This is a genomic window from Aeromonas rivipollensis (genome assembly GCF_010974825.1).
In the GTDB taxonomy this organism is placed as follows: Bacteria; Pseudomonadota; Gammaproteobacteria; order Enterobacterales; family Aeromonadaceae; genus Aeromonas; species Aeromonas rivipollensis.
Window position 1 is genome coordinate 145,636 of the sequence record NZ_JAAILA010000010.1, and the last position, 21,890, is coordinate 167,525.

Annotated in this window: 20 protein-coding genes, 2 tRNA genes and 1 pseudogene; 7 read left to right on the forward strand and 16 right to left on the reverse strand. The window is 60.4% G+C overall.

The window, feature by feature from the left end; translation table 11 throughout:
• Window positions 1–129: 129 nt before the first annotated feature.
• The 3 genes from G4923_RS07335 to G4923_RS07345 all read left to right on the forward strand — a co-directional run bounded on the left by G4923_RS07335 (window position 130) and on the right by G4923_RS07345 (window position 3,472).
• Window positions 130–1,530: a TldD/PmbA family protein gene (locus tag G4923_RS07335; protein ID WP_163136373.1), complete on the forward strand. Its 1,401-nt coding sequence runs from the start codon at window positions 130–132 to the stop codon at window positions 1,528–1,530.
• Window positions 1,530–2,870, forward strand: coding sequence for a TldD/PmbA family protein (locus tag G4923_RS07340; RefSeq protein ID WP_163136375.1), 1,341 nt, complete (start codon window positions 1,530–1,532; stop codon window positions 2,868–2,870). The genes G4923_RS07335 and G4923_RS07340 overlap by 1 nt, the downstream gene beginning before the upstream one ends.
• Before the next feature lie 206 nt (window positions 2,871–3,076).
• Window positions 3,077–3,472, forward strand: coding sequence for a VOC family protein (locus tag G4923_RS07345; RefSeq protein ID WP_163136377.1), 396 nt, complete (start codon window positions 3,077–3,079; stop codon window positions 3,470–3,472).
• A gap of 66 nt (window positions 3,473–3,538) precedes the next feature.
• Here G4923_RS07345 and G4923_RS07350 read toward each other — a convergent pair whose 3' ends face one another.
• Window positions 3,539–4,465: a L,D-transpeptidase family protein gene (locus G4923_RS07350; RefSeq protein ID WP_005326662.1), complete on the reverse strand. Its 927-nt coding sequence runs from the start codon at window positions 4,463–4,465 to the stop codon at window positions 3,539–3,541.
• Window positions 4,466–4,920: 455 nt separating this feature from the next.
• Between G4923_RS07350 and trhP the strand changes: the two genes are divergently transcribed.
• From trhP to G4923_RS21405, 3 genes and pseudogenes are all read left to right on the forward strand, one after another.
• A complete protein-coding gene (gene trhP / locus G4923_RS07355; RefSeq protein ID WP_106887607.1) occupies window positions 4,921–6,282 on the forward strand; it encodes a prephenate-dependent tRNA uridine(34) hydroxylase TrhP in 1,362 nt (453 codons plus the stop codon).
• 1 nt (window position 6,283) lies between these two features.
• Window positions 6,284–6,532 carry a YfhL family 4Fe-4S dicluster ferredoxin gene (locus tag G4923_RS07360; RefSeq protein WP_025326072.1) on the forward strand — a complete coding sequence of 83 codons (249 nt, stop codon included), beginning with the start codon at window positions 6,284–6,286 and terminating at the stop codon, window positions 6,530–6,532.
• A gap of 134 nt (window positions 6,533–6,666) precedes the next feature.
• A pseudogene (locus G4923_RS21405) lies at window positions 6,667–6,750 on the forward strand (YfhL family 4Fe-4S dicluster ferredoxin); the annotation flags it as partial.
• 91 nt (window positions 6,751–6,841) lie between these two features.
• Here G4923_RS21405 and G4923_RS07370 read toward each other — a convergent pair.
• Window positions 6,842–7,234: a DUF1090 domain-containing protein gene (locus G4923_RS07370; protein ID WP_163136379.1), complete on the reverse strand. Its 393-nt coding sequence runs from the start codon at window positions 7,232–7,234 to the stop codon at window positions 6,842–6,844.
• Between the two features lie 159 nt (window positions 7,235–7,393).
• On the opposite strand from G4923_RS07370, the gene G4923_RS07375 reads away from it, so the two are divergent.
• Entirely contained in the window at window positions 7,394–7,747 is a 354-nt protein-coding gene (locus G4923_RS07375) for a DsrE/DsrF/TusD sulfur relay family protein (RefSeq protein WP_163136381.1), read from the forward strand.
• 3 nt (window positions 7,748–7,750) lie between these two features.
• Here the strand turns inward: G4923_RS07375 and G4923_RS07380 are convergent, their stop codons facing one another.
• The 14 genes from G4923_RS07380 to folP form a co-directional block, all read right to left on the reverse strand.
• The gene (locus G4923_RS07380; RefSeq protein ID WP_163136383.1) at window positions 7,751–8,962 is read right to left on the reverse strand and encodes an MDR family MFS transporter; all 1,212 of its coding nucleotides are present in this window, start codon (window positions 8,960–8,962) and stop codon (window positions 7,751–7,753) included.
• A gap of 147 nt (window positions 8,963–9,109) precedes the next feature.
• On the reverse strand, window positions 9,110–11,251 hold the full coding sequence (gene pnp, locus G4923_RS07385; protein WP_163136385.1) for a polyribonucleotide nucleotidyltransferase: 2,142 nt from the start codon (window positions 11,249–11,251) through the stop codon (window positions 9,110–9,112).
• A 180-nt stretch (window positions 11,252–11,431) separates the two neighbouring features.
• On the reverse strand, window positions 11,432–11,701 hold the full coding sequence (gene rpsO, locus G4923_RS07390; protein WP_005326646.1) for a 30S ribosomal protein S15: 270 nt from the start codon (window positions 11,699–11,701) through the stop codon (window positions 11,432–11,434).
• A gap of 160 nt (window positions 11,702–11,861) precedes the next feature.
• The gene (truB, locus tag G4923_RS07395; protein WP_111910381.1) at window positions 11,862–12,821 is read right to left on the reverse strand and encodes a tRNA pseudouridine(55) synthase TruB; all 960 of its coding nucleotides are present in this window, start codon (window positions 12,819–12,821) and stop codon (window positions 11,862–11,864) included.
• 1 nt (window position 12,822) lies between these two features.
• Window positions 12,823–13,257, reverse strand: a complete 435-nt coding sequence (gene rbfA, locus G4923_RS07400; RefSeq protein ID WP_005326642.1) for a 30S ribosome-binding factor RbfA — start codon at window positions 13,255–13,257, stop codon at window positions 12,823–12,825.
• A 55-nt stretch (window positions 13,258–13,312) separates the two neighbouring features.
• Window positions 13,313–16,009, reverse strand: coding sequence for a translation initiation factor IF-2 (gene infB / locus G4923_RS07405; protein ID WP_106887613.1), 2,697 nt, complete (start codon window positions 16,007–16,009; stop codon window positions 13,313–13,315).
• A gap of 20 nt (window positions 16,010–16,029) precedes the next feature.
• Window positions 16,030–17,532, reverse strand: a complete 1,503-nt coding sequence (nusA, locus tag G4923_RS07410; protein ID WP_106887614.1) for a transcription termination factor NusA — start codon at window positions 17,530–17,532, stop codon at window positions 16,030–16,032.
• 14 nt (window positions 17,533–17,546) lie between these two features.
• Window positions 17,547–18,005, reverse strand: coding sequence for a ribosome maturation factor RimP (gene rimP / locus G4923_RS07415; protein WP_106887615.1), 459 nt, complete (start codon window positions 18,003–18,005; stop codon window positions 17,547–17,549).
• Between the two features lie 166 nt (window positions 18,006–18,171).
• A tRNA-Met gene (locus G4923_RS07420) sits at window positions 18,172–18,248 on the reverse strand.
• A gap of 92 nt (window positions 18,249–18,340) precedes the next feature.
• Window positions 18,341–18,425 (reverse strand) — tRNA-Leu (locus tag G4923_RS07425).
• A 9-nt stretch (window positions 18,426–18,434) separates the two neighbouring features.
• On the reverse strand, window positions 18,435–18,761 hold the full coding sequence (gene secG, locus G4923_RS07430) for a preprotein translocase subunit SecG (RefSeq protein ID WP_025326063.1): 327 nt from the start codon (window positions 18,759–18,761) through the stop codon (window positions 18,435–18,437).
• Window positions 18,762–19,526: a triose-phosphate isomerase gene (gene tpiA, locus G4923_RS07435; protein WP_111910382.1), complete on the reverse strand. Its 765-nt coding sequence runs from the start codon at window positions 19,524–19,526 to the stop codon at window positions 18,762–18,764.
• A gap of 131 nt (window positions 19,527–19,657) precedes the next feature.
• The gene (glmM, locus tag G4923_RS07440; RefSeq protein ID WP_106887617.1) at window positions 19,658–20,992 is read right to left on the reverse strand and encodes a phosphoglucosamine mutase; all 1,335 of its coding nucleotides are present in this window, start codon (window positions 20,990–20,992) and stop codon (window positions 19,658–19,660) included.
• Window positions 20,993–21,009: 17 nt separating this feature from the next.
• A complete protein-coding gene (folP, locus tag G4923_RS07445; protein ID WP_163136387.1) occupies window positions 21,010–21,855 on the reverse strand; it encodes a dihydropteroate synthase in 846 nt (281 codons plus the stop codon).
• Window positions 21,856–21,890: the final 35 nt, after the last annotated feature.

Sequence of the window (21,890 nt, forward strand, 5' to 3'; positions counted from 1 at the left end):
GTTCGGTATCATCGCCTGACGCTATAGCGACTTTTTGCTGCTGGTCTGCAACAATGCAACCGACACCCCATAACACAATCAGAACGGGTGTCGGAAGCAAACAGGAAACAGACCAGAAAAGGAAATTCTATGACCTCATTCTCCCTGTTGGCCCCCACCATAGCCCGCGACGTGCTCGATCACGCCCTGCGGCTGGGTGCCGACTTCGCCGAGCTGTTTGTGGAGCGCAAGCGCCGCAGCCAGCTCAGCCTGCTCTCCAGCCAGATAGAGAACATCAGCGGCGGCCTCGATTTTGGCATAGGCGTGCGCCTGTGCTACGGCCACAAGGTGCTCTACGGCTACACCAACCTGGCCAGCCGCGACGAGCTGCTGCGCATCGTCAGCCTGCTGGCGGCCAAGGACAGGCGTGACCCCGTGGTCACCGCCACCGCCTTCGATTTCACCCCCATCACAGACCGCAATCCGGTGGCCCTGCCGCTCTCGGCCGACAAGCAGCTGGAGCAGAAGATTGCCTATCTGCATGCCATGGATGCGGTGGCCCGCGCCGAGAGCGGCAAGGTGAGCCAGTTCTCCGGCAACGTGCTGGGCTGGGAGCAGGAGGTGGAGATCTTCAACAGCGAAGGGCTGCAGGTGAGCGATCGCCGCCACTACAACCGCATCATGGCCCAGACCATAGCGGTGGAAGGGAGCGAGCAGAGCGTGGGCTATGAGGCCCCCGGCGCCCTGATGGGCTGGGAACATGCCGAGCGCATAGACCCGCGGGAGCTGGCCCTCACCGCCACCCGTCAGGCGCTGGTGAAGCTGGGCGCAGCCCCCTGCCCGAGCGGCACCCTGCCGGTCATCATGGAGAGCGGATTTGGCGGCGTCATCTTCCACGAGGCCTGCGGCCACCTGCTGGAGACCACCTCGGTGGCCAAGAAGGCCTCGGTGTTCCACGACAAGATGGGCCAGCTCATCGCCAATCCGGCGGTCAGCGCCGTGGATGAAGGGCTGCAGGGCAACGCCTGGGGCTCCATCAACGTCGATGACGAGGGGATGGCGACCCAGCACACCCAGCTCATCAAGGAGGGCGTGCTCACCGGCTTCCTGGTGGACAGAATGGGCGCCATCAAGACCGGCCATGCCCGCACCGGCTCAGGAAGGCGCGAGTCCTACAAGTTCGCCCCCACCTCCCGCATGCGCAACACCTACATAGAGCCGGGCAGCCACAGCCTGGACGAGATGCTGGCCACCGTCGAGCACGGCATCTACGCCAAGAAGATGGGGGGCGGCTCGGTGCAGCCGGGCACAGGCGAGTTCAACTTCAACGTGCAGGAGGCCTACCTCATCGAACATGGCAAGATAACCCGGCCCCTCAAGTCGGCGACCCTGATCGGCACAGGCCCGCAAGTGCTCAAAGAGATCTCCATGGTGGGGCGCAATCTGGCCCTGGCCGCCGGCATGTGCGGCTCAGTCTCCGGCTCGGTGCCCACCTCTGTCGGCCAACCCGCCTTGAAAGTTGACAAGATCCTGGTAGGAGGGAACGCCTGATGAGCACACTCAATATGAATCAACTGCTCAGCCGCCTGCTGGAGAAGGTCGCCGACCTCGATGCCGAGGCAGACATCATCGCCAATCAGGACAAGGCCTTCTCCCTCAAGGCCGACAAGGGGGAGCTCGGCGAATACAAGGTCACCAGCAGCCAGCAGCTCGGCATTCGCCTGATCAAGGCGGGCCGGGTCGGCATCGCCTACTCGGAGTCCCTCGATGAGCTGGCGCTGGATGCCATGCTGCAAGACGCGCTCGATGCCAGCCGCTTCGCCAAGGTGGACCCGGATCAGCGCATCTCGGTAGCGGGCAGCCGGATCAGCACCGACTGCGCCGAGATAAACCAGCCCGATACCACGGCGGTGGAGGAGAAGATAGCCCTGGCCCTGCGCCTCGAGGCGGATATGCTGGCGCAACCTGATGTGACCGGTGCCCCCTACAACAGCTTCTTCGAGGGGGAGAGCCGCCTCTGGCTCGCCAACAGCCTAGGCAGCCTCTGCCAGCACAGTGAATTCAGCGTCGGTTGCTATACCTCGGCGCTGGTGGAGCGGGATGGCCGCCAGTCGATGCACTCGCAAGGGCAGTATGGCCGCCGCTTCGACGAGCTGGATAGCCAGACCCTTATCGAACAGATCCATGCCGTGGCCCATGACCTGCTGCCGGGGGAAGCGGTACCGAGCGGTCGCTACAGCGTCCTCTTCAGCACCAACTGCCTAGCCAGCCTGTTTGGCTGCTTCCAGGGGGCGCTGTCGGGCAAGTGGGCCCAGCAGGGGATCAACCCCTGGCGAGACAAGGTGGGTCAGAGCGTGGCGTCCCGCTGGCTCACTCTGGAGAGCCGGGCCTATATGCCGGGCGGCATGCACATCAAGGCGTTCGATGGCGAAGGGGCAGCCACCTCGGATCTGTTGCTGATTGGCGAGGGGGAGCTCAAGACCCTGCTCCACAACAGCACCACCGCCCGCCACTTTGGGGTCGCGAGCAATGGCTCGGCCGCCCGCAGCGCCCGCAGCGCGCTGGATGTGACCACCCGCCACCTGGTGTTTGGCACAGGCCCCCACAGCGAGGGCGAGGTGCAGAGCGGCGACTATCTGGAGCTGGTCAAGTTGGACGGTCTGCACTCCGGTGCCGATGCGGTGAGCGGTGACTTCTCGTTTGGCGCGTCAGGGTTCCTGTGCCGCGATGGGGTACGGCTCCAGCCGGTGCGCGGCATCACGGTGGCGGGCAACTTCTACCGCCTGCTCGGGGAGCTGGAAGCGGTCGGCAATGTGCTGCACCACAACGATGGCAAGGGCTTCTATGCGCCGCTTATCCGTTTCGGTGGCTTGAGTGTCGCTGGCAAGTGACAACCAAGGGATGACAAGGAGTTCTATGCTCCTCCATCCATCCGTTTCGGTGGCTTGAATGTCGCAGGCAAGTGACTGTATCTAGTGGGAAAAGCAGTTATCTTCCCCATCCAAAAGCGGCGCCATCAGGCGCCGTTTTTTCATTGATGGCGCCCCTGTTCGGCCACTCCTACCCTCAAAGAGCCACCGACCGCATCGGCCGGAACATGCTGGAGAATACGAAGATGGACAACACCCTGGTCTGGGCCGACATTCCGACACGGGATCTGGATCGCGCCATGGACTTCTACTCGGCCCTGCTCGATGTGCAGGTCACCCCCATGCAGGAGGAGGAGATGCGGTTTGCCATGCTGCGCTACGATGGCAGCAACGCGGCCGCCTGTCTCGGCCCCATGGACAAATACCACCAGCCCGGTGGCGCCGGTCCCCTCATCTATCTCTCCCTGGGGGACAGGTTGCAGGAGGCTGAGCAGCTGGTTCCCCGGCTCGGCGGGCGGGTGCTCGAACCCCTGCATTCCATCGGCAGCGGTCACGGCTCCCGGGTCATCATAGAGGATACCGAAGGCAACTGGCTGGCCCTCTATGCCCCGCCCGCCCCTTGAGCCGCATAAACAATAACGGCGACCCTGGGGTCGCCGTTATTGTTACCTGACACCTATCAGAAGCGATCAGGCTTCAGGATTGAGGCGAGTCGGCATGCCGGTACGCTGTTCCAGCACCTGCTTGACCACATTGGAGTCGCTGTCCATGTGGGCGATGAAGCGGGTGGTGGCCGGGGTCATGGGGAGCGGCACAGAGGCGGTGGAGTTGAACTCCTCCTCGGTGCGCGACAGCGGCTCGTGCACTTCCATGTAACGACCGCCATCCGGCTCGACCGTGGTCTTGACCGGCTGGTTGACGAACTGGACGCGAGTACCGACCGGCACGTTGTCGAACAGGTACTTGATGTCATCGGCGCGCAGACGCACGCAACCGCTGCTCACCCGCAGACCTATGCCAAAGGTGGCGTTGGTGCCGTGGATAGCATAGAGGTTGCCGATATAGAGGGCGTGCAGGCCCATGGGGTTATCCGGACCGGCCGGCCAGACCGCGGGCAGTGTCTTGCCCTGGGCGGCGTAGCGGCGACGGATGTTCTCGGTCGGGGTCCAGGTCGGGTTGGCGCGCTTGCGCTCTACCTTGGTGATCCAGTTCTCCGGGGTGTTGACCCCCAGCTGACCGATGCCGATGGGCAGCACCTGCACCACGTTCTTGCCTTTCGGGTAGTAGTAGAGACGCATCTCCGCCACGTTGATGACGATCCCCTCGCGCGGCGCATTCGGCAGGATCAGCTGATGCGGAATGGTCAGCTTGCTGCCCGGCGTTGGCAGATAGGGGTCGACGCCCGGGTTCGCTTCCATGATGTTGGTCAGGCCCAGCTGGAAGTCGGCGGCGATCTGCTCCAGCGGACGGTTGTCTGCGGGCACCACGTATTCCTGGTTCTCACCGATCAGACGGCTGTTGGCGGCTGGCAGCGCGTATTCAACGGCGGCGGCCTGCTGGCTGACCAGGGTCAGAGTGCAAAAAAGGGCCGAAGCGGCAATGCGAAGGGGATTCATAAAATTCCTGTATGGTTTCCTGTACCTGTTGGCCTGAAGCCGGTTCATCCTCGGTCTGTCCCTTGTCACGAGTAGCGCTCGCCCGAGGCCAATACCGAGCGCGCATTCTTTCCCGAGTCGGACAAAATTTCAACTTGAAGAGGGGGCTTTTTCGCGGAAAAGATCCATTCTCCCCCCAACAATCGACCGTATCGGGTGCCTGTCAGCCTAACATCGCCAGTCTGAGCGCAAAATGAACATGCATCCGGCCCGCCACCCTAGCCCCAAATTGCATGATGGCGCCGTCACGAGTACAATCTCGCACCCCTTTTATCAGGAGTATCGAGTCATCTCGTGCTCTGGGTGTACCTCATCGGGTGGCCGTGCGTCGAGTACGGTCGCACCATGCCGATGACCCTATACGGCGCCATCAGGTGGCGCCGTCCTGATTTGCAATCAGACAGAAAGAGTCCAACATGTTCAGACCAGAATTGCTCTCCCCCGCCGGGACCCTCAAGAATATGCGTTACGCCTATGCCTATGGCGCCGACGCCGTCTATGCGGGCCAGCCGCGCTACAGCCTGCGGGTGCGCAACAACGAATTCGATCACGAGAATCTGCAGCTCGGCATCAACGAGGCTCATGCCCTGGGCAAGCAGTTCTATGTGGTGGCCAACATCCAGCCCCACAACTCCAAGCTCAAGACCTTCATCCGCGACATGCGCCCCGTGGTGGACATGAAGCCGGATGCGCTCATCATGTCAGACCCCGGTCTCATCATGATGATGCGCGAAGCCTTCCCGGAGATGCCCATCCACCTCTCGGTGCAGGCCAATGCGGTCAACTGGGCCACGGTGAAGTTCTGGCATCAGATGGGCCTGACCCGCGCCATCCTCTCCCGCGAACTGTCCCTGGACGAGATCGAAGAGATCCGCATGCAGGTGCCGGAGATGGAGCTGGAAGTCTTCGTCCACGGCGCCCTCTGCATGGCCTACTCGGGCCGCTGCCTGCTCTCCGGTTACATCAACAAGCGCGACCCCAACCAGGGCACCTGCACCAACTCCTGCCGCTGGGAGTACAAGGTGCACGAGGGCAAGGAAGATGACGTGGGCCAGATTGTGCACCGTCAGGAGCCCATTGCCGTGCGCCCGGACAACACCCTGGGGCTCGGCAAGCCGAGCGATGCCCTGGTGCTGCTGGAAGAGTCCAACCGTCCCGGTGAATACATGACGGCGTTCGAGGACGAGCACGGCACCTACATCATGAACTCCAAGGACCTGCGCGCCGTCGAGCACGTGGAGCGCCTGACCAAGATGGGCGTGCATTCGCTGAAAATCGAAGGCCGCACCAAGTCCTTCTACTACTGCGCCCGCACCGCCCAGGTCTATCGCAAGGCCATCGACGATGCGGTCGCCGGTCGCCCGTTCGATCCGACCCTGATGGGCACCCTCGAGAACCTGGCCCACCGTGGCTACACCGAGGGCTTCCTGCGCCGTCACAACCACAGCGAGTACCAGAACTACGACTACGGCTACTCAGTCTCCGACACCCAGCAGTTCGTCGGCGAGATCACCGGTCGCCAGGGCGACATGGTGGAAGTGGAAGTGAAGAACAAGTTCCTGGTGGGCAACAGCCTGGAGCTGATGACACCCCAGGGCAACGTCAGCTTCAATCTGGAGCAGATGCAGAACCGCAAGGGCGAGCTTATCGACACGGCGCCGGGCAACGGCCACGTGGTCTATGTGCCCGTCCCGAAAGAGATCGACATCAACTACGGCATACTGCTGCGCAACCTGGGCGATCGTCAGGACACCCGCCAGCCCCACTCGGCGGCCTGAGATGGCGCTGCTCATCACCGACAAGTGCATCAACTGTGACATGTGCGATCCCGAGTGTCCGAACCAGGCCATCAGCCTGGGGGACAAGATCTACGAGATCGACCCGGATCGCTGCACCGAATGCGTCGGCCACTATGAGAAGCCCACCTGCATCAGCGTCTGCCCTATCGATTGCATCATCTGGGATCCCGCCCACGTGGAGACCGAAGAGCAACTGATGGACAAGTTTGTGCTGATGCACAGGCAATAAAACCGGCATCAGCGTCTTCGACTCACTGACTGTATCCTCCGGGATCCTGTCCATATGGTGGAGACCGAAGAGCAGCTGATGGACAAGTTTGTGCTGATGCACAGGCAGTAAACCGGCATCAGCGTCTGCGCCTTGTTGACTGCATCCTCCGGGATCCCGCCCATGTGGAGACCGAAGAGCAACTGATGGACAAGTTTGTGCTGATGCACAGGCAGTAAACCGGCATCAGCGTCTACGCCTATGGACTGCATCATCCAGAAATAGAAAAAGCCGGGCATGCCCGGCTTTTTCTATTGCGCTGCAGCCCGGTCAGGGCTTGATCAGTTTCTGCAGCGCCTCAAGCTCGCGCTGGGCCTCCAGCAGCTCGGCCTGGGATGCCTCCAGCTTGGCCTGCTTCTTGGCGATCTTGTCCGGCTTGCCCGAGACCCGGGCGCTCTGCAGATCCGCCAGGCGCTCCTCCACCTCTTGCTTCTGCTTGGCGACCTTCTCTTGCTGCACCTCGACGAGCCCGGCATCGGTGCAATGGGCCTCGATGTTGCGCAGGGCCTGCTCCAGGCCCGCCACCTGCTGCGCGTTATCGTGCGCCCGGGCGAAGGTCAGCTGCTCGGTCACCGCCTGATGTCTGGCCTTGCAGCCGACGTTTTCACTGCCATAGGCCTGTCCGGCCAACAGCAATAATCCTATTCCGGCAATCTTCCACATAACGACCTCTTTGCTCTGTCATACTGGATGGCCGCCTATGAAACCTGACTCATCTCCCGAGGTCAAGGCACAGGGAAAGGGCTACGACAGAGTTTGCACTGGGTCATGCCGCCGCCAAGCTGGCGACGCTACAATGCCCCTTTCAACCCGGAGAGTCCCATGAAACAAGAGATCCTCATCATCGCCAACGGCGCCCCCTATGGCAGCGAGTCCCTGTTCAATGCCCTGCGTCTGGGGATAGCCCTCAACGAGCAGGAAAGCGTCATCCTGAAGATATTCCTGATGTCCGATGCCGTCGGCGCCGCCCTGGCGGGCCAATCCCCCGCCGAGGGTTACAACCTGCGCCAGATGCTGGAGATCCTGTTGGCACAGGGCACCGTCATCCGGCTTTGCAAGAGCTGCACCGACGCACGGGGCATCAGCTCCCTGCCACTTATCGAGGGCATAGAGATAGGCACCCTGCCCCTGCTGGCCCAGTGGACCCTGGCGGCCGACAAGGTGCTGACCTTCTAGGGATCAGGGCTTGGCCCGGACCAGCGCAGGGCGTGAGGTCCGGGTACTCAGGCCATAGAGCATCAGGATCGCCAGGCAGAGCAGCGCCATGCAGCCATAGAGCCAGCTGCCCCCCCAGTTGGCCAGGATCCAGCCCCCCAGCAGGGCACCGATGGCGATCCCGAGCCCGGACATGGAGGCCGCCCCGAAGTAGCTGCCCTTGAGGTGCTCCGGCGCCATCTGATCGACCAGCACATTGAGCAGCGGGAACAGGATGCACTCGCCGACGCTCAGCAGGATCACCGCCACTATCCAGTGCCACCAGATAGCGGTATCCCCGAGCGCGAACTGCAGCTGGGCGCTGAGGAAGAAGGCGACCCCGAGCTGCAGTCGACGCTTGATAGACCAGTTGGCGGTCAGGTGCAGCAGCGGGAACTGCAGTATCACTATGGTCAGCGCATTGGTGCTCACCAGCCAGCCGATGAGGCGCTCCACTTCCGGGGTGCCCGCCCGGGTCAGATACTGGATGAGCGGTGATTCGAACTGGGCATAGACCAGCATCAGCAGCATGTTGGCCATCGTCAGCAGCAGGAAGCCCCTGTCTTGCCAGAGCACCCGCAGCACGGCGCGCATGCCCGGACCGGCGGCATGGCTTGGCTGACAGGCGGCCAGCCGAAAGCCGACGAAGAAGATGAAGCCCAGCAGCAGATAGCTGACACTGAGCAGCAGGAAGGTCTCCTGGCGGGCGCTCAGGCCGTAGCTGACCCCGAGCAGGGGGCCTATGGCTGCCCCCAGGTTGAGCAGAAAATAGCGCAGGTGCAGCGCCAACTCGCGGGCTTTGGGCTCGGCCAGGCTATCGGCCATCAGCGCCTTGCCCGGCGAATCGATGAGCCCGTAGGAGAGCCCGCTGCCGATCACCCCCATCGCCAGCCAGATCACCTGATGGGAGAGGCCGAGCAGGGCGACGCTCAGGGCGGACACCAGGCAGCCAAACAGCAGTATGTTGCGCCTCCCCCACTTGTCCGACAGCCAGCCGCCGTAGAAGCTGACCAGGGTGGAGAGGGCCGCCGTGGCCCCCAGGATGAGGCCGATCAGGGTCGCCGAAAGCCCATAGTCGCGGTAGAGCAGGATGGAGAGAAAGGGCCAGACCATGAAGAAGGTGGTGCGCACCATGAAGGTGCCCAGGATGACGATCCAGACCAGCGGGGGAAACTGCCTGAGATAGGCCCATGACATGCTGCACTTCCTTTTGACAACGTGACGGCGAGTCGTCCCTTATAGCAACTGGCGCCAAAAGGAACAAGGCATCTTCTCCCTGGACCCCTCAGGCAGACAGGCACAAAAAAGCCGACCCTGAGGTCGGCTTTTCACAGAGCGGATGCCTTATTCGGCAGCCGGCTCTTCGGCAACGGCCACGTCGGCAACCGGGGCGGCGGCTTCGGTCGGTGCATTCGCTTCCTTGATGGAGAGACGCACACGGCCTTGACGGTCCACTTCCAGTACCTTCACCTTCACAACGTCACCGATCTTCAGGAAGTCGGCCACGTTCTGCACGCGGGCATCGGTGATCTGGGAGATGTGTACCAGACCGTCTTTACCCGGCAGGATATTGACGAAGGCGCCGAAATCGGCCAGACGCACAACCTTGCCTTCATAGATGCGGTTCACTTCGATCTCGGCGGTGATGGCCTCGATGCGACGGATGGCTTCCATGGCGGCTTCGTTGGCAACGGCGGAGATGCGGACTGTACCGTCATCATCCAGCTCGATGTTGGTGCCGGTCTCTTCGGTCAGGGCACGGATCACGGAACCGCCCTTGCCGATGACATCCTTGATCTTCTCAGGATTGATCTTGATGGTGTGGATGCGCGGGGCGAAATCGGAGATCTCGGCACGCGGCGCCTGGATGGCTTCGTCCATGACCTTCAGGATGTGCAGGCGAGCGCCACGAGCTTGCTTGAGGGCAATCTCCATGATCTCTTTGGTGATGCCTTCGATCTTGATGTCCATCTGCAGCGCGGTGATACCCTGGGTAGTACCGGCTACCTTGAAGTCCATGTCGCCCAGGTGATCTTCATCACCCAGGATGTCGGACAGCACGACGAAACCTTCTTCTTCCTTCACCAGACCCATGGCGATACCGGCAACGGAGGCCTTGATCGGCACACCCGCGTCCATCAGCGCCAGGGAGGAACCACAGACGGAGGCCATGGAGGAGGAACCGTTGGATTCGGTGATTTCAGACACCACGCGTACCACGTACGGGAACTCGGCGGCGCTCGGCATCACGGCAGCAACGCCGCGCTTGGCCAGACGACCATGACCGATTTCACGACGCTTGGGGCTGCCCATCATGCCGGTCTCGCCGACGCAGTACGGCGGGAAGTTGTAGTGCAGCATGAAGCGGTCGGCACGGTGGCCGGCCAGCTCGTCGATGTTCTGGGCGTCACGCTCGGTACCCAGAGTCGCAACCACGATGGCCTGAGTCTCACCACGAGTGAACAGGGCGGAGCCGTGAGCACGGGGCAGGATGCCGGTGCCGACAGACAGGGCGCGGATCATTTCCGGATCGCGACCATCGATGCGCGGCTCGCCACGGACCACACGGCCACGGACGATGCGGCTTTCCAGGCTGTGGAACTCTTCGCCGATCTTCTTGGCATCTTCTTCCACGCCGGAGGCGATGACTTGCTCAACCACACGGGACTTGATGGCACCGATGGCGGCGTAACGCACGGCCTTCTCGGTGATGCGGTAGGCTTCACCCAGTTCGGCGGTGGCCAGCTCGGCAACCTTGGCTTTCAGCGCTTCGTTGACGGCAGGCGGGGTCCAGTCCCACGGCTGGGTACCCACGTCGGCGGCGAATTCGTTGATGGCGTTGATCACCACCTGCATCTGCTCGTGGCCATAGACCACGGCGCCCAGCATCACCTCTTCGGAGAGGATGGCCGCTTCGGATTCCACCATCAGCACGGCGTTGGCGGTACCGGCAACCACCAGATCCAGATCGCTCTGGGGCAGTTCGGTGGTGGTCGGGTTCAGCACGAACTGACCGTTCATGTAACCCACGCGGGCAGCAGCAATCGGGCCGCCGAACGGGATACCGGAGATGGCCAGGGCAGCAGAGGCACCGATCATGGCTACGATGTCGGGGGACACGGCCGGGTTCACGGACATGACGGTGGCAACCACCTGAACCTCATTGAGGAAGCCTTCCGGGAACAGCGGACGAATAGGACGGTCGATCAGGCGGGAGATGAGGGTCTCACCTTCGCTCGGACGGCCTTCACGACGGAAGAAACCACCCGGGATACGACCAGCAGCATAGGTACGCTCCTGGTAGTTGACGGTCAGCGGGAAGAAATCACGGCCGTGATCGGCCTCTTTCTTGCCGACGACGGTCACAAATACGCAGGTATCGTCCATGCTGACCATAACGGCCGCAGTGGCTTGACGGGCCATCACACCGGTTTCCAGGGTGACGGTGTGTTGACCGTACTGGAATGACTTTACAATAGGATTCACGTGAATTTCCTTTTTACAATTTGGCGCTTTAAATTCGCGTGCAAGTATACTTGATTCGCATCAAAAGGTAAGCGGTGGCGCGCATTCTGTGAGGCAGGCAACGGTTTGCTGCGCGATAAAAATGATCCATAAAAAAGGGGAACCTCACGGTTCCCCTTTTTCGCGAAATCTGATGGTCGATTAACGACGCAGACCCAGCTTGGCGATCAGAGCAGCGTAACGCTGAACGTCTTTACGCTTCAGGTAGTCCAGCAGCTTACGACGCTGGGAAACCATGCGCAGCAGACCGCGACGACCGTGGTGATCCTTGGAGTGCTCCTTGAAGTGACCTTGCAGATGGTTGATCTGGGCAGTCAGCAGGGCAACCTGCACTTCGGGGGAACCGGTGTCGTTGGCGCAACGAGCGTTGTCAGCAACGATGGAAGCTTTGATCTCAGCATTTAGAGACATGGTATTACTCCAGTAGAGTGTTTAAAGGTTCACAGCCAATCTCTAATTCAGCCGTGAAATGAGGGCGGTATCATAATCGCAGCCGCCCCTTTTCGCAACGATAAAGAGGACCGAGCTGCACGCACCCTGGCCGGTAAGCCAGAGCGATGCCGCCAGAGGATCACTCCTCGTTGTTATCGTCGTGATAACGCACCAGTCGCTTGGGGGCGACCCGCCCTTCGTCGTCGATTTCGCCGACGCCGATGAACTCGCGCTCAGGACCGACCGTCATGCGGACCTGGCCGCTTTGCGGCGCACCTGCCACCTGCACGGCCTGGCCCTGGTTCACATAGGCGGCCACGGCCGTCAGCATGTTCACCTCGGGCAGAGACGCCACTGCGGTATCCATCGGCAGCAACAGGGGATCCAGCTGCTCCCGCGGCGGAATGCTCTCGGCCTTGGCCTGCTCGAAGATGCACTCGAGCTGATCCAGGGTCAGCATCCTGTCATAGGGATAGCTGGCCACCTGGGTGCGACGCAGCTGGGTGACATGGGCGCCACAGCCCAGCACTTCGCCGAGATCGTCCACCAGGGAGCGGATGTAGGTGCCCTTGCTGCAATGCACCTCGAGGCGCACCTCATCCCCTTCGAAACTCAGCAGTTTGAGCTCGAATACGGTGATGGGGCGGGCTTCCCGCTCGATCTCTATGCCTTCACGGGCGTACTCGTAGAGCGGACGACCGTTGTGCTTGAGGGCGGAGTACATGGACGGCACCTGCATGATGGGGCCGCGGAACTGGTCCAGCGCCTCGATCAGGGTACCCACGGCCACGTTCACCGGACGGATGGAGACCACCTCGCCGTCGGAGTCGCTGGTGTTGGTGCGCTCGCCCAGCTTGGCGGTCACCTCATAGCGCTTGTCCGCCTCCAGCAGATACTGGGAGAACTTGGTGGCCTCACCGAGGCAGATCGGCAACATGCCGGTCGCCAGGGGATCCAGGGCGCCGGTGTGGCCGGCCTTGGCCGCGTTGTAGATCCGTTTGACCCTCTGCAACACATCGTTGGAAGTCAGACCGGTCGGCTTGTCCAGCAGCAGGATACCGTGTACGTCACGGCCCTTGAAACGACGTCTTCGAGACATCTCAGGCTTTGTCCTCAGTAGTATCATCCGGTGCGGCTTCGTCTTCTTCACGACCGGCTTCGGTCATGCGACGCTTGTCTTCACGCACAGTGTTGGTCACCAGGTTGGAGAGGCGCATCCCCTCGACCAGGGTCTGGTCGTAGTAGAAACGCAGCTCAGGCACCACCCGCAGACGCATGGCGCTGCCAAGCAGGCTGCGAATGTAACCGGCCGCTTCGGTCAGGCCCTTGAGCCCTTCCGCGATGCGCTCGGCGTCATTCTCCAGCTGCAGGAAGGTGACGTAAATCTTGGCATAGTTGAGGTCCTTGGAGACTTCCACGTCGGAGACGGTCACCATGCCGATGCGCGGGTCTTTCACCTCGCGCTGCAGGATCAGCGCGATTTCGCGCTGGATCTGCTGCCCGACCCGACGGGTCCGGCTGAATTCTCTGGCCATATTCTATCCTGCGATAAAAGGGGGCCGCAGCCCCCTATTTTGTCTAACTGTCGGCTTACAGAGTCCGTTGAATTTCAATGGTCTCGTAAACTTCGATCTGGTCGCCTTCGCGTACGTCGTTGTAGTTCTTGACCGCGATACCACACTCGTAACCGTTGCGGACCTCGTTGACGTCATCCTTGAAGCGGCGCAGGGATTCCAGCTCGCCTTCATAGATAACCACGTTGTCACGCAGAACGCGAATACGGTTGGAACGCTTGACCACACCTTCGGTAACCATACAGCCGGCAACGGCGCCGAACTTCGGTGACTTGAAGACGCTACGGACTTCAGCCAGACCGATGATCTCCTGACGATACTCAGGAGCCAGCTTGCCGCTCATGGCCTGCTTCACTTCGTCGATCAAATCATAGATGACGGAGTAGTAACGCAGATCCAGGCTCTCGGACTCGATGACCTTGCGCGCAGAAGCGTCGGCACGGACGTTGAAGCCCACCAGGATGGCGCTGGAAGCAGCCGCCAGGGTAGCGTCGGTTTCGGTGATGCCACCGACCCCTGAACCCACGATCTTGACCTTGACTTCGTCGGTAGAGAGCTGAACCAGCGCATCGCAGATAGCTTGCACCGAACCCTGTACGTCGGCCTTGATCACCACGTTCACTTCGGACACTTCGCCCTCGGTCATGTTGGCGAACATGTTTTCCAGCTTGGCCTTCTGCTGGCGAGCCAGCTTGACGTCGCGGAACTTGCCCTGACGATAGAGTGCCACTTCACGGGCCTTCTTCTCGTCACGTACAACGGTGGCTTCATCACCAGCAGACGGCACCCCGGACAGACCCAGGATTTCCACCGGCAGGGACGGGCCCGCTTCCTTGATCTCGCGACCCAGTTCGTCACGCATGGCACGGATACGACCGTATTCCAGACCACAGAGTACGATGTCGCCCTGGCGCAGGGTACCTTCTTGTACCAGCACAGTGGCAACCGGACCACGACCCTTGTCCAGGAAGGATTCGATCACGACGCCGCTGGCCATGCCATCGACAACCGCTTTCAATTCCAGTACTTCGGACTGGATCAGGATGGCTTCCAGCAGGTCGTCGATGCCTTCGCCAGACTTGGCGGAGACGTGAACGAACTGGCTGTCGCCACCCCAGTCTTCGGACATGACGTTGTAACGGGCCAGCTCGGTCTTGACGCGATCCGGATCCGCTTCGGGCTTGTCGATCTTGTTGACCGCAACCACGATGGGCACTTCTGCCGCCTTGGCGTGCTGGATGGCTTCGATGGTCTGCGGCATGACGCCGTCATCGGCAGCAACAACCAGAACGACGATATCGGTCGACTTGGCACCACGAGCACGCATGGAGGTAAAGGCAGCGTGACCCGGAGTATCCAGGAAGGTGATCATGCCACTGTCGGTCTCGACGTGGTAGGCACCGATGTGCTGGGTAATACCACCGGCTTCGCCAGCGGCAACCTTGGCTTTACGGATGTAATCCAGCAGCGAGGTCTTGCCGTGGTCGACGTGACCCATGATGGTCACGACTGGCGCGCGCGGCTTGGCTTCGGAGGTCTCGTCACGATCGGACAGTACCGCCTCTTCCAGCTCGTTCTCGCGACGCAGCAATACCTTGTGACCCATCTCCTCGGCGACCAGCTGAGCGGTCTCCTGATCGATCACCTGGTTGATGGTCGCCATGGCGCCCATCTTCATCATCGCCTTGATGACTTCGACACCCTTGACGGCCATCTTGTTGGCCAGCTCGGCCACTGTGATGGTCTCGCCGATGACGACGTCACGGTTCACCACGGCGGCAGGCTTGTTGAAGCCGTGCTTCATGGCGTTGGGCATGGCGACCTTGCCGCGCTTGCCTTTGCGAGCACGGGGGTTGCGGGAGTCACGGTCGTCTTCGCGGCGAGTGGCCTTTTTCGGGGCCTTGACTGCTGCAGCAGCAGTGCGACGACTGGTCTCTTCCTTCCGGTCCAACTCGTCTTCTGCGGCTTGCGCATGCTTGTTGGTGGTCAGATGGTAGTCACTGCTCTCTTTGGCACGAGCAGCTTCTTCTTCAGCCCAGCGAGGGCCGTTCTGTTCCGCCATGACGCGAGCCTCTTCGGCTTTCTTCGCGGCGAGTTCTTCTGCTTTTTGCAAAGCGGTTTGTTCCTGTTGGCGCTTCAGTTCTTCTGCTTCGCGCTTGGCCATCTTTTCTGCCTCTTGCTGAGCTGTGCTAGCGGCTACTTTGGCGGGCTGTGGAGCCTGTCGAGCCTTTGATTGTGCCTCGATCCGCGCCTTTTCCTCAGCTTCACGACGAGCCTGCTCAGCCTCACGGCGAGCCTTCTCTTCAGCATCGAGACGGGCCTTGTTTTCGGCCTCGTGACGAGCTTTTTCTTCTGCTTCCAAACGCGCTTTTTCCTCGGCTTCCGCCTGACGCTGTTCATCTTCCAGCGCCGAGCGTTTTACATAGGTGCGAGTCTTGCGCACTTCAACCTGCACTTCCTTGTTCTTGCCGCCAGTCCCTTGAACACTCAGGGTGCTCTTGGTCTTGCGCTGCAAAGTCATGCGGGCTGGTGCGGTGATCTCGTCACCTCCATGCTGTTTTTTCAAGTGAGCCAGCAGAGTCTGTTTCTCAGACTCGCTGACGAGGTCGTCGGCCTTGCTCTTGCTGATACCGGCATCGACAAACTGCTGGAGAAGACGATCAACCGGCGTGTCGATGTCAGTGGCAAGTTGTTTGACTGATACTTCTGCCATTCATTTTCCTCCGTTTGATCTTATTCAGACTGCTCTTCTCCGAACCAACAGATATTGCGAGCAGCCATAATCAGCTCACCGGCTTTCTCAGCGGTCAGCTCTTCAATGTCGGCAAGGTCGTCGATACCTTGCTCTGCCAAATCTTCCAGGGTGCCGACGCCGCGAGCGGCCAGGGCATACGCCATTTCACGGCCAAGGCCGTTGAGATTGAGCAGTTCTTCGGAAGGCTCTACGCCGTCGAAGGATTCTTCTTTGGCCAGGGCCTTGGTGGTCAGGACATCCTTGGCACGCTTGCGCAGCTCTTCCACCATGTCTTCGTCCAGACCGTCGATGGCCAGCAGCTCATTGACGGGTACGAAGGCGATCTCTTCCAGGGTGGAGAAACCTTCTTCCATCAGCAGACCGGCGAAATCGTCGTCGATGTCCAGGGCGCTGGTGAACAGGGTCAGGATGCGATCGTTCTCGGCCTGGTGCTTGGCACGCATGTCCTCGACGGTCATGACGTTCAGCTCCCAGCCGGTCAGCTGGGAGGCCAGACGCACGTTCTGACCGTTGCGGCCGATGGCCTGGGCCAGGTTGGCGGCTTCCACGGCGATGTCCATGGTGTGGTTGTCTTCATCAACGATGATGGAGGCCACATCGGCAGGCGCCATGGCATTGATCACGTATTGGGCCGGGTTGTCATCGTACAGGACGATGTCGGCACGCTCACCGCTCAGCTCGGCGGAGACGGCCTGAACGCGGGCACCGCGCATGCCGATACAGGCACCGATCGGGTCGATACGACGATCGTTGGTCTTGACCGCGATCTTGGCGCGGGAACCCGGATCACGGGCGGCGCCCATGATTTCGATCATCTCTTCGCCGATTTCCGGCACTTCGATGCGGAACAGCTCTTTCAGGAAGTCAGGGCTGGAGCGGCTGACGAACAGCTGGGAACCACGGGCTTCCGGGCGGACGGCATAGAGCAGGCCACGGATGCGGTCACCGGGACGGAAGGTCTCACGGGGCAGCATGTCGTCGCGGAAGATCACGGCCTCGGCATTGCTGCCCAGATCCAGGATCACGTTGTCGCGGTTGCTCTTCTTGACCACGCCGCTGATGATGGTGCCTTCCTTGTCCTTGAACTGGTCAACGACTTGGGAACGCTCGGCCTCGCGCACTTTCTGCACGATGACCTGCTTGGCGGTCTGGGTGGTGATGCGGTCGAAGGTCACAGAGTCAATCTGGTCTTCAACATAGTCGCCGATCTGGATATCCGGCTGCTCGATCTGAGCGGCTTCGAGAGTGATTTCCCCGTACGGGTTCTCCATGGAAGCCTGATCGGCCACCACGACCCAACGGCGATAGGTGTCGTAGTCACCGGTCTTGCGATCGATTTCGACCCGAACTTCAATCTCGCCTTCGTATTTTTTCTTGGTCGCAGTCGCCAGCGCAGTCTCCAGAGCCTGGAAAATCTTCTCGCGGGGGACAGCCTTCTCGTTGGACACAGCGTCAACGACCAGCAAAATCTCTTTATTCATATCCGATAGCCTCGTTAACCAAAGTTCGGCACTATGTTCGCTTTTTGGATATTGGTGAAAGCCAACACCTCGTCCTTACCATCTACTGTCAGGGTGACCATGTCCCCCTGCACAGCTTTGATTACGCCTTTGAACTTGCGGCGGTTGTTTGTTGCCATCCGAAGCGAAACCGCCGCCTCTTGGCCAACGTATTTTTCGAACTGGGCAACCTTGAACAGCGGACGATCCAGGCCCGGGGAGGAAACCTCGAGGTAATACTCCTCGGTGATGGGATCTTCAACGTCCATGATGGCGCCAACCTGGCGGCTCACCTCGGCACAGTCTTCCACCGTCACGCCTTGCTCTGAGTCGATGAAGACGCGCAAGGTCGAGTGCTTACCCGCACGGATAAACTCGACACCCCAAAGTTCAAAACCCAAGGCAACGACCGGAGCCTCGAGCAGATCGGTCAAACGTTGTTCCAACGTAGCCAAAGTCACCCTCCGAAAAACAAAAAAAGGGCATATAGCCCAGATAGAGATCGATTCAGAGTAAATCGCACATAACAAAAAGCCCCGATGTCAAATCGGGGCTTGGCGCTTTACCCTGATTGTCGCCTCGCAGCGACCGCCTTCCTGAGCGTAGGAAATGCGTGAAATTTGGTTGCGGGGGCCGGATTTGAACCGACGACCTTCGGGTTATGAGCCCGACGAGCTACCATGCTGCTCCACCCCGCGTCCGAAATCGTGCGAGATTATAGCCAGATCATTCTCTTCATACAAGACTGAGTGGCTATAATACACCCGGTTACCCGGGCTCACTGCTTAATTGGTGCCGTGGGCGGGACTCGAACCCGCACACCCTAGAGCACTACCCCCTCAAGATAGCGTGTCTACCAATTCCACCACCACGGCAAAAACTCTTTACTCGGGAACGTCAGTGTCTTTCTTTACTGGCGCTTTGGTCTGCTCAACTTGCTGAGTCTGTTGCAGATTTTCCCATTCGCTACCCTGTTTTACCTTGTTGCTTGACATGGAGCCGAGCACCAGGCTGATCAAAAAGAACAGAGTGGCCAAAATTGCAGTTGTGCGGGTCAGGAAACTGCCTGAACCACCGGAGCCGAATACAGTATTCGATGCCCCTGCACCGAAGGAGGCGCCCATATCAGCCCCTTTACCTTGCTGAATCATCACCAGACCGATCAGAGCCAGTGATACCAGCAGATAAACGACTAAAAGAATCTCGTACATTTAACTTGCACCCTTTGCCGCTTCAACAATTCCTAAAAACGCATCGCTGTCGAGGCTTGCTCCACCTATCAGTCCGCCATCAATGTCGGGCTGGGCAAACAAATCTCTCGCGTTGGTCGGCGTCACGCTCCCACCATAGATGATTCTGACTTTCTCACCTATTACCGGAGTATCCTCCGCCAAGCGACCACGAATAAAGGAATGAACCTCTTGTGCCTGCTCGGGTGTGGCGCATTTACCTGTACCTACAGCCCAAATCGGCTCGTAGGCGATGATAGCATTATCGAAAGCCATCGCGCCATTTTTCTCTATGACGATATCCAGCTCTTCGGCGATCACCTCGAAGGTTCTTCTCGCCTGCCTCGCCGCACCTGACTCCCCCAGACAAAGGATGGGAATCAAACCTGCCGCTCTGACTGCCGCAAACTTCTCTGCGACGATAAAGCTGGTCTCACCAAAGAGACGCCTGCGCTCGGAGTGCCCAACCAGTACGTATCGGCACCCTGCCTCGACCAGCATCTCACACGAGACTTCACCCGTATAAGCGCCTTGTCGGTGCTGACTCACATTCTGAGCCCCCAACCTTATCGCCTTCTGCTCACCGAGCAGTCGTGCGGTAAAGTCGAGATGCACATGGGAAGGACAGAGAACGACATCTACATCATCACCAACACCCTTCAGGCATTGACTCGTAAACTGCTCTAACTGCGACCTACTACCGTGTAACTTCCAGTTGGCTGCTACAAACGGCTTGCGATGTCCCATCGGCAACTCCCTTGCGAAAGCGGGGCTGATAATATCCAGAGGATGATCAGCTGACAAGTGCTATTTTCAAATTTTCGAATCGTTTGAACAAGATACAACCAGGACGGTTAAAAAATCGCCCTGGTTGCTCATTAAAACGCCGATTCGACCTGTTGGGCGATGCGTTGTGCCATGTCACGCACCTGTTGCTCATGCTCCCCTTCCACCATCACCCGGATCAGGGGCTCGGTGCCGGATTTGCGCAGCAGGACACGGCCACGGCCACCCAGTTCCTGTTCCACCTTGGCCACTTCCTGCTGTACGGCTTCGGCCGCCAGCGGATCCTTGCCCTCGGCAAAACGTACGTTCACCAGTACCTGGGGGAACTTGCTCATACCGGAGCGCAGCTTGGCCAGCGGCATCTCCGCAGAGCACACCGCCGTCAGCACCTGCAGGGCGGCGACTATGCCATCCCCTGTGGTGGTCTGATCCAGGCAGATGATGTGACCCGAGTTCTCGCCACCTATGCGCCAGCCCTTCTCGTTCATCATCTCGAGCACATAGCGGTCACCCACCTTGGCACGGGCAAACGGAATACCGAGCGTCTGCAATGCCAGCTCCAGGCCCATGTTGGCCATCAGGGTCCCGACCACGCCGCCCTTGAGGCGACCGTTGCGCAGGGCATCACGGGCGATGATGTAGAGGATCTCGTCCCCGTCGATGATGTAGCCAGTGCTGTCTACCATCACCAAGCGATCGCCATCACCGTCGAAGGCGACACCGAGATCGGCCTTGCACTCCAGCACCTTGGCGGCCAGCGCCTCAGGTGCGGTGGAGCCCACCCCATCGTTGATGTTGAGGCCATCCGGGCTGCAACCGATGGCAATCACCTCGGCGCCCAGCTCGCGGAACACTGAGGGTGCTATGTGATAGGTGGCGCCATGGCCGCAATCCACCACCATCTTCACCCCTTCCAGGCTCAGATGGGTGGGGAAGGTGCTCTTGCAGAACTCGATGTAACGGCCGGCGGCATCGTCGATGCGCTGCGCCTTGCCAAGTTCGGCGGACTCCACGCACTTGAGCTCGTGATCCAGTTCGGCTTCGATGGCCAGCTCCACCTCATCGGGCAGCTTGGTGCCGTCGGCGGAGAAGAACTTGATGCCGTTGTCGTAATAGGGGTTGTGGGAGGCGCTGATGACGATGCCAGCCTCGGCACGGAAGGTGCGAGTCAGGTAGGCCACCGCCGGCGTCGGCATGGGGCCCATCAATATGGCCTTGAGGCCCGCAGCGGAGAGGCCCGCTTCCAGCGCCGATTCCAGCATGTAGCCGGAGATCCGGGTGTCCTTGCCGATCAGCACCTTCTTGGTGCCCTTCTTGGAGAGCACCTTGCCGGCGGCCCAGCCCAGCTTCATCACGAAATCCGGGGTGATCGGGTATTCACCCACCTTGCCGCGCACACCGTCTGTGCCGAAGTACTTTCTGGTCATTGTCTGTTCTCGTTATTTTATCTGGATACGAAATCTTGTCCCGTCATGGTCATCCAGCCTACGCGCAGCGCGTCCATGGTGGCTCGCACGTCGTGCACCCGGATGATCCTGGCGCCATGTTGCAACCCGATCAGGGCGCAGGCCAGGCTGCCGGCCAGCCGCTCATCAACGGGGCGGCCAAGCAGATTGCCTATCATAGACTTTCGCGACATCCCCACCAAGAGCGGCAGACCGTAATCCAGCAACTTCTGCTGCTCGGCCAGCAACTGATAGTTGTGTGCCACCGTCTTGCCAAAGCCATAACCCGGATCCAGCAGCAGGTGCTGGCGCGGGATCCCGGCATCCAGGCAAGCGGCTATCCGCTCGTCGAAGAAGGCCCTCACCTCCCCCAGCAAGTCGTCGTAATGGGGTTCGGCCTGCATGGTTCTTGGCTGTCCCTGCATGTGCATCAGGCACACGGGCACGTCAGCCTCTGCCGCGGCAGCCAGAGCATCGGGCTCGAGCAGGGCCCTCACGTCATTGATGAGGTGGGCGCCTGCCGCGCAGCCCGCCCTCATCACGGCAGCCTTGGAGGTATCGAGGGAGATCATCACATCCAGCTCCTGCACCATCCGCTCGACCACGGGGATGACCCTGTCCAGCTCCTCCTGCTCGCTCACGTCGGGGGCGCCAGGGCGGGTCGACTCGCCGCCGATGTCGATGAGGGTGGCCCCCTCCTCCATCATCTGGCGGGCATGGGACAGGGCCAGTTCAAGCGGCTTGAAGCGGCCGCCATCGGAGAAGGAGTCCGGCGTCACGTTGAGGATCCCCATGACGTGGGGACGATCCAGGGAGAGGCTGCGCCCCTTGCTGATTAGTTGCATCTTTACATCTACCTGTCACAAGAAAATCTGGGTAT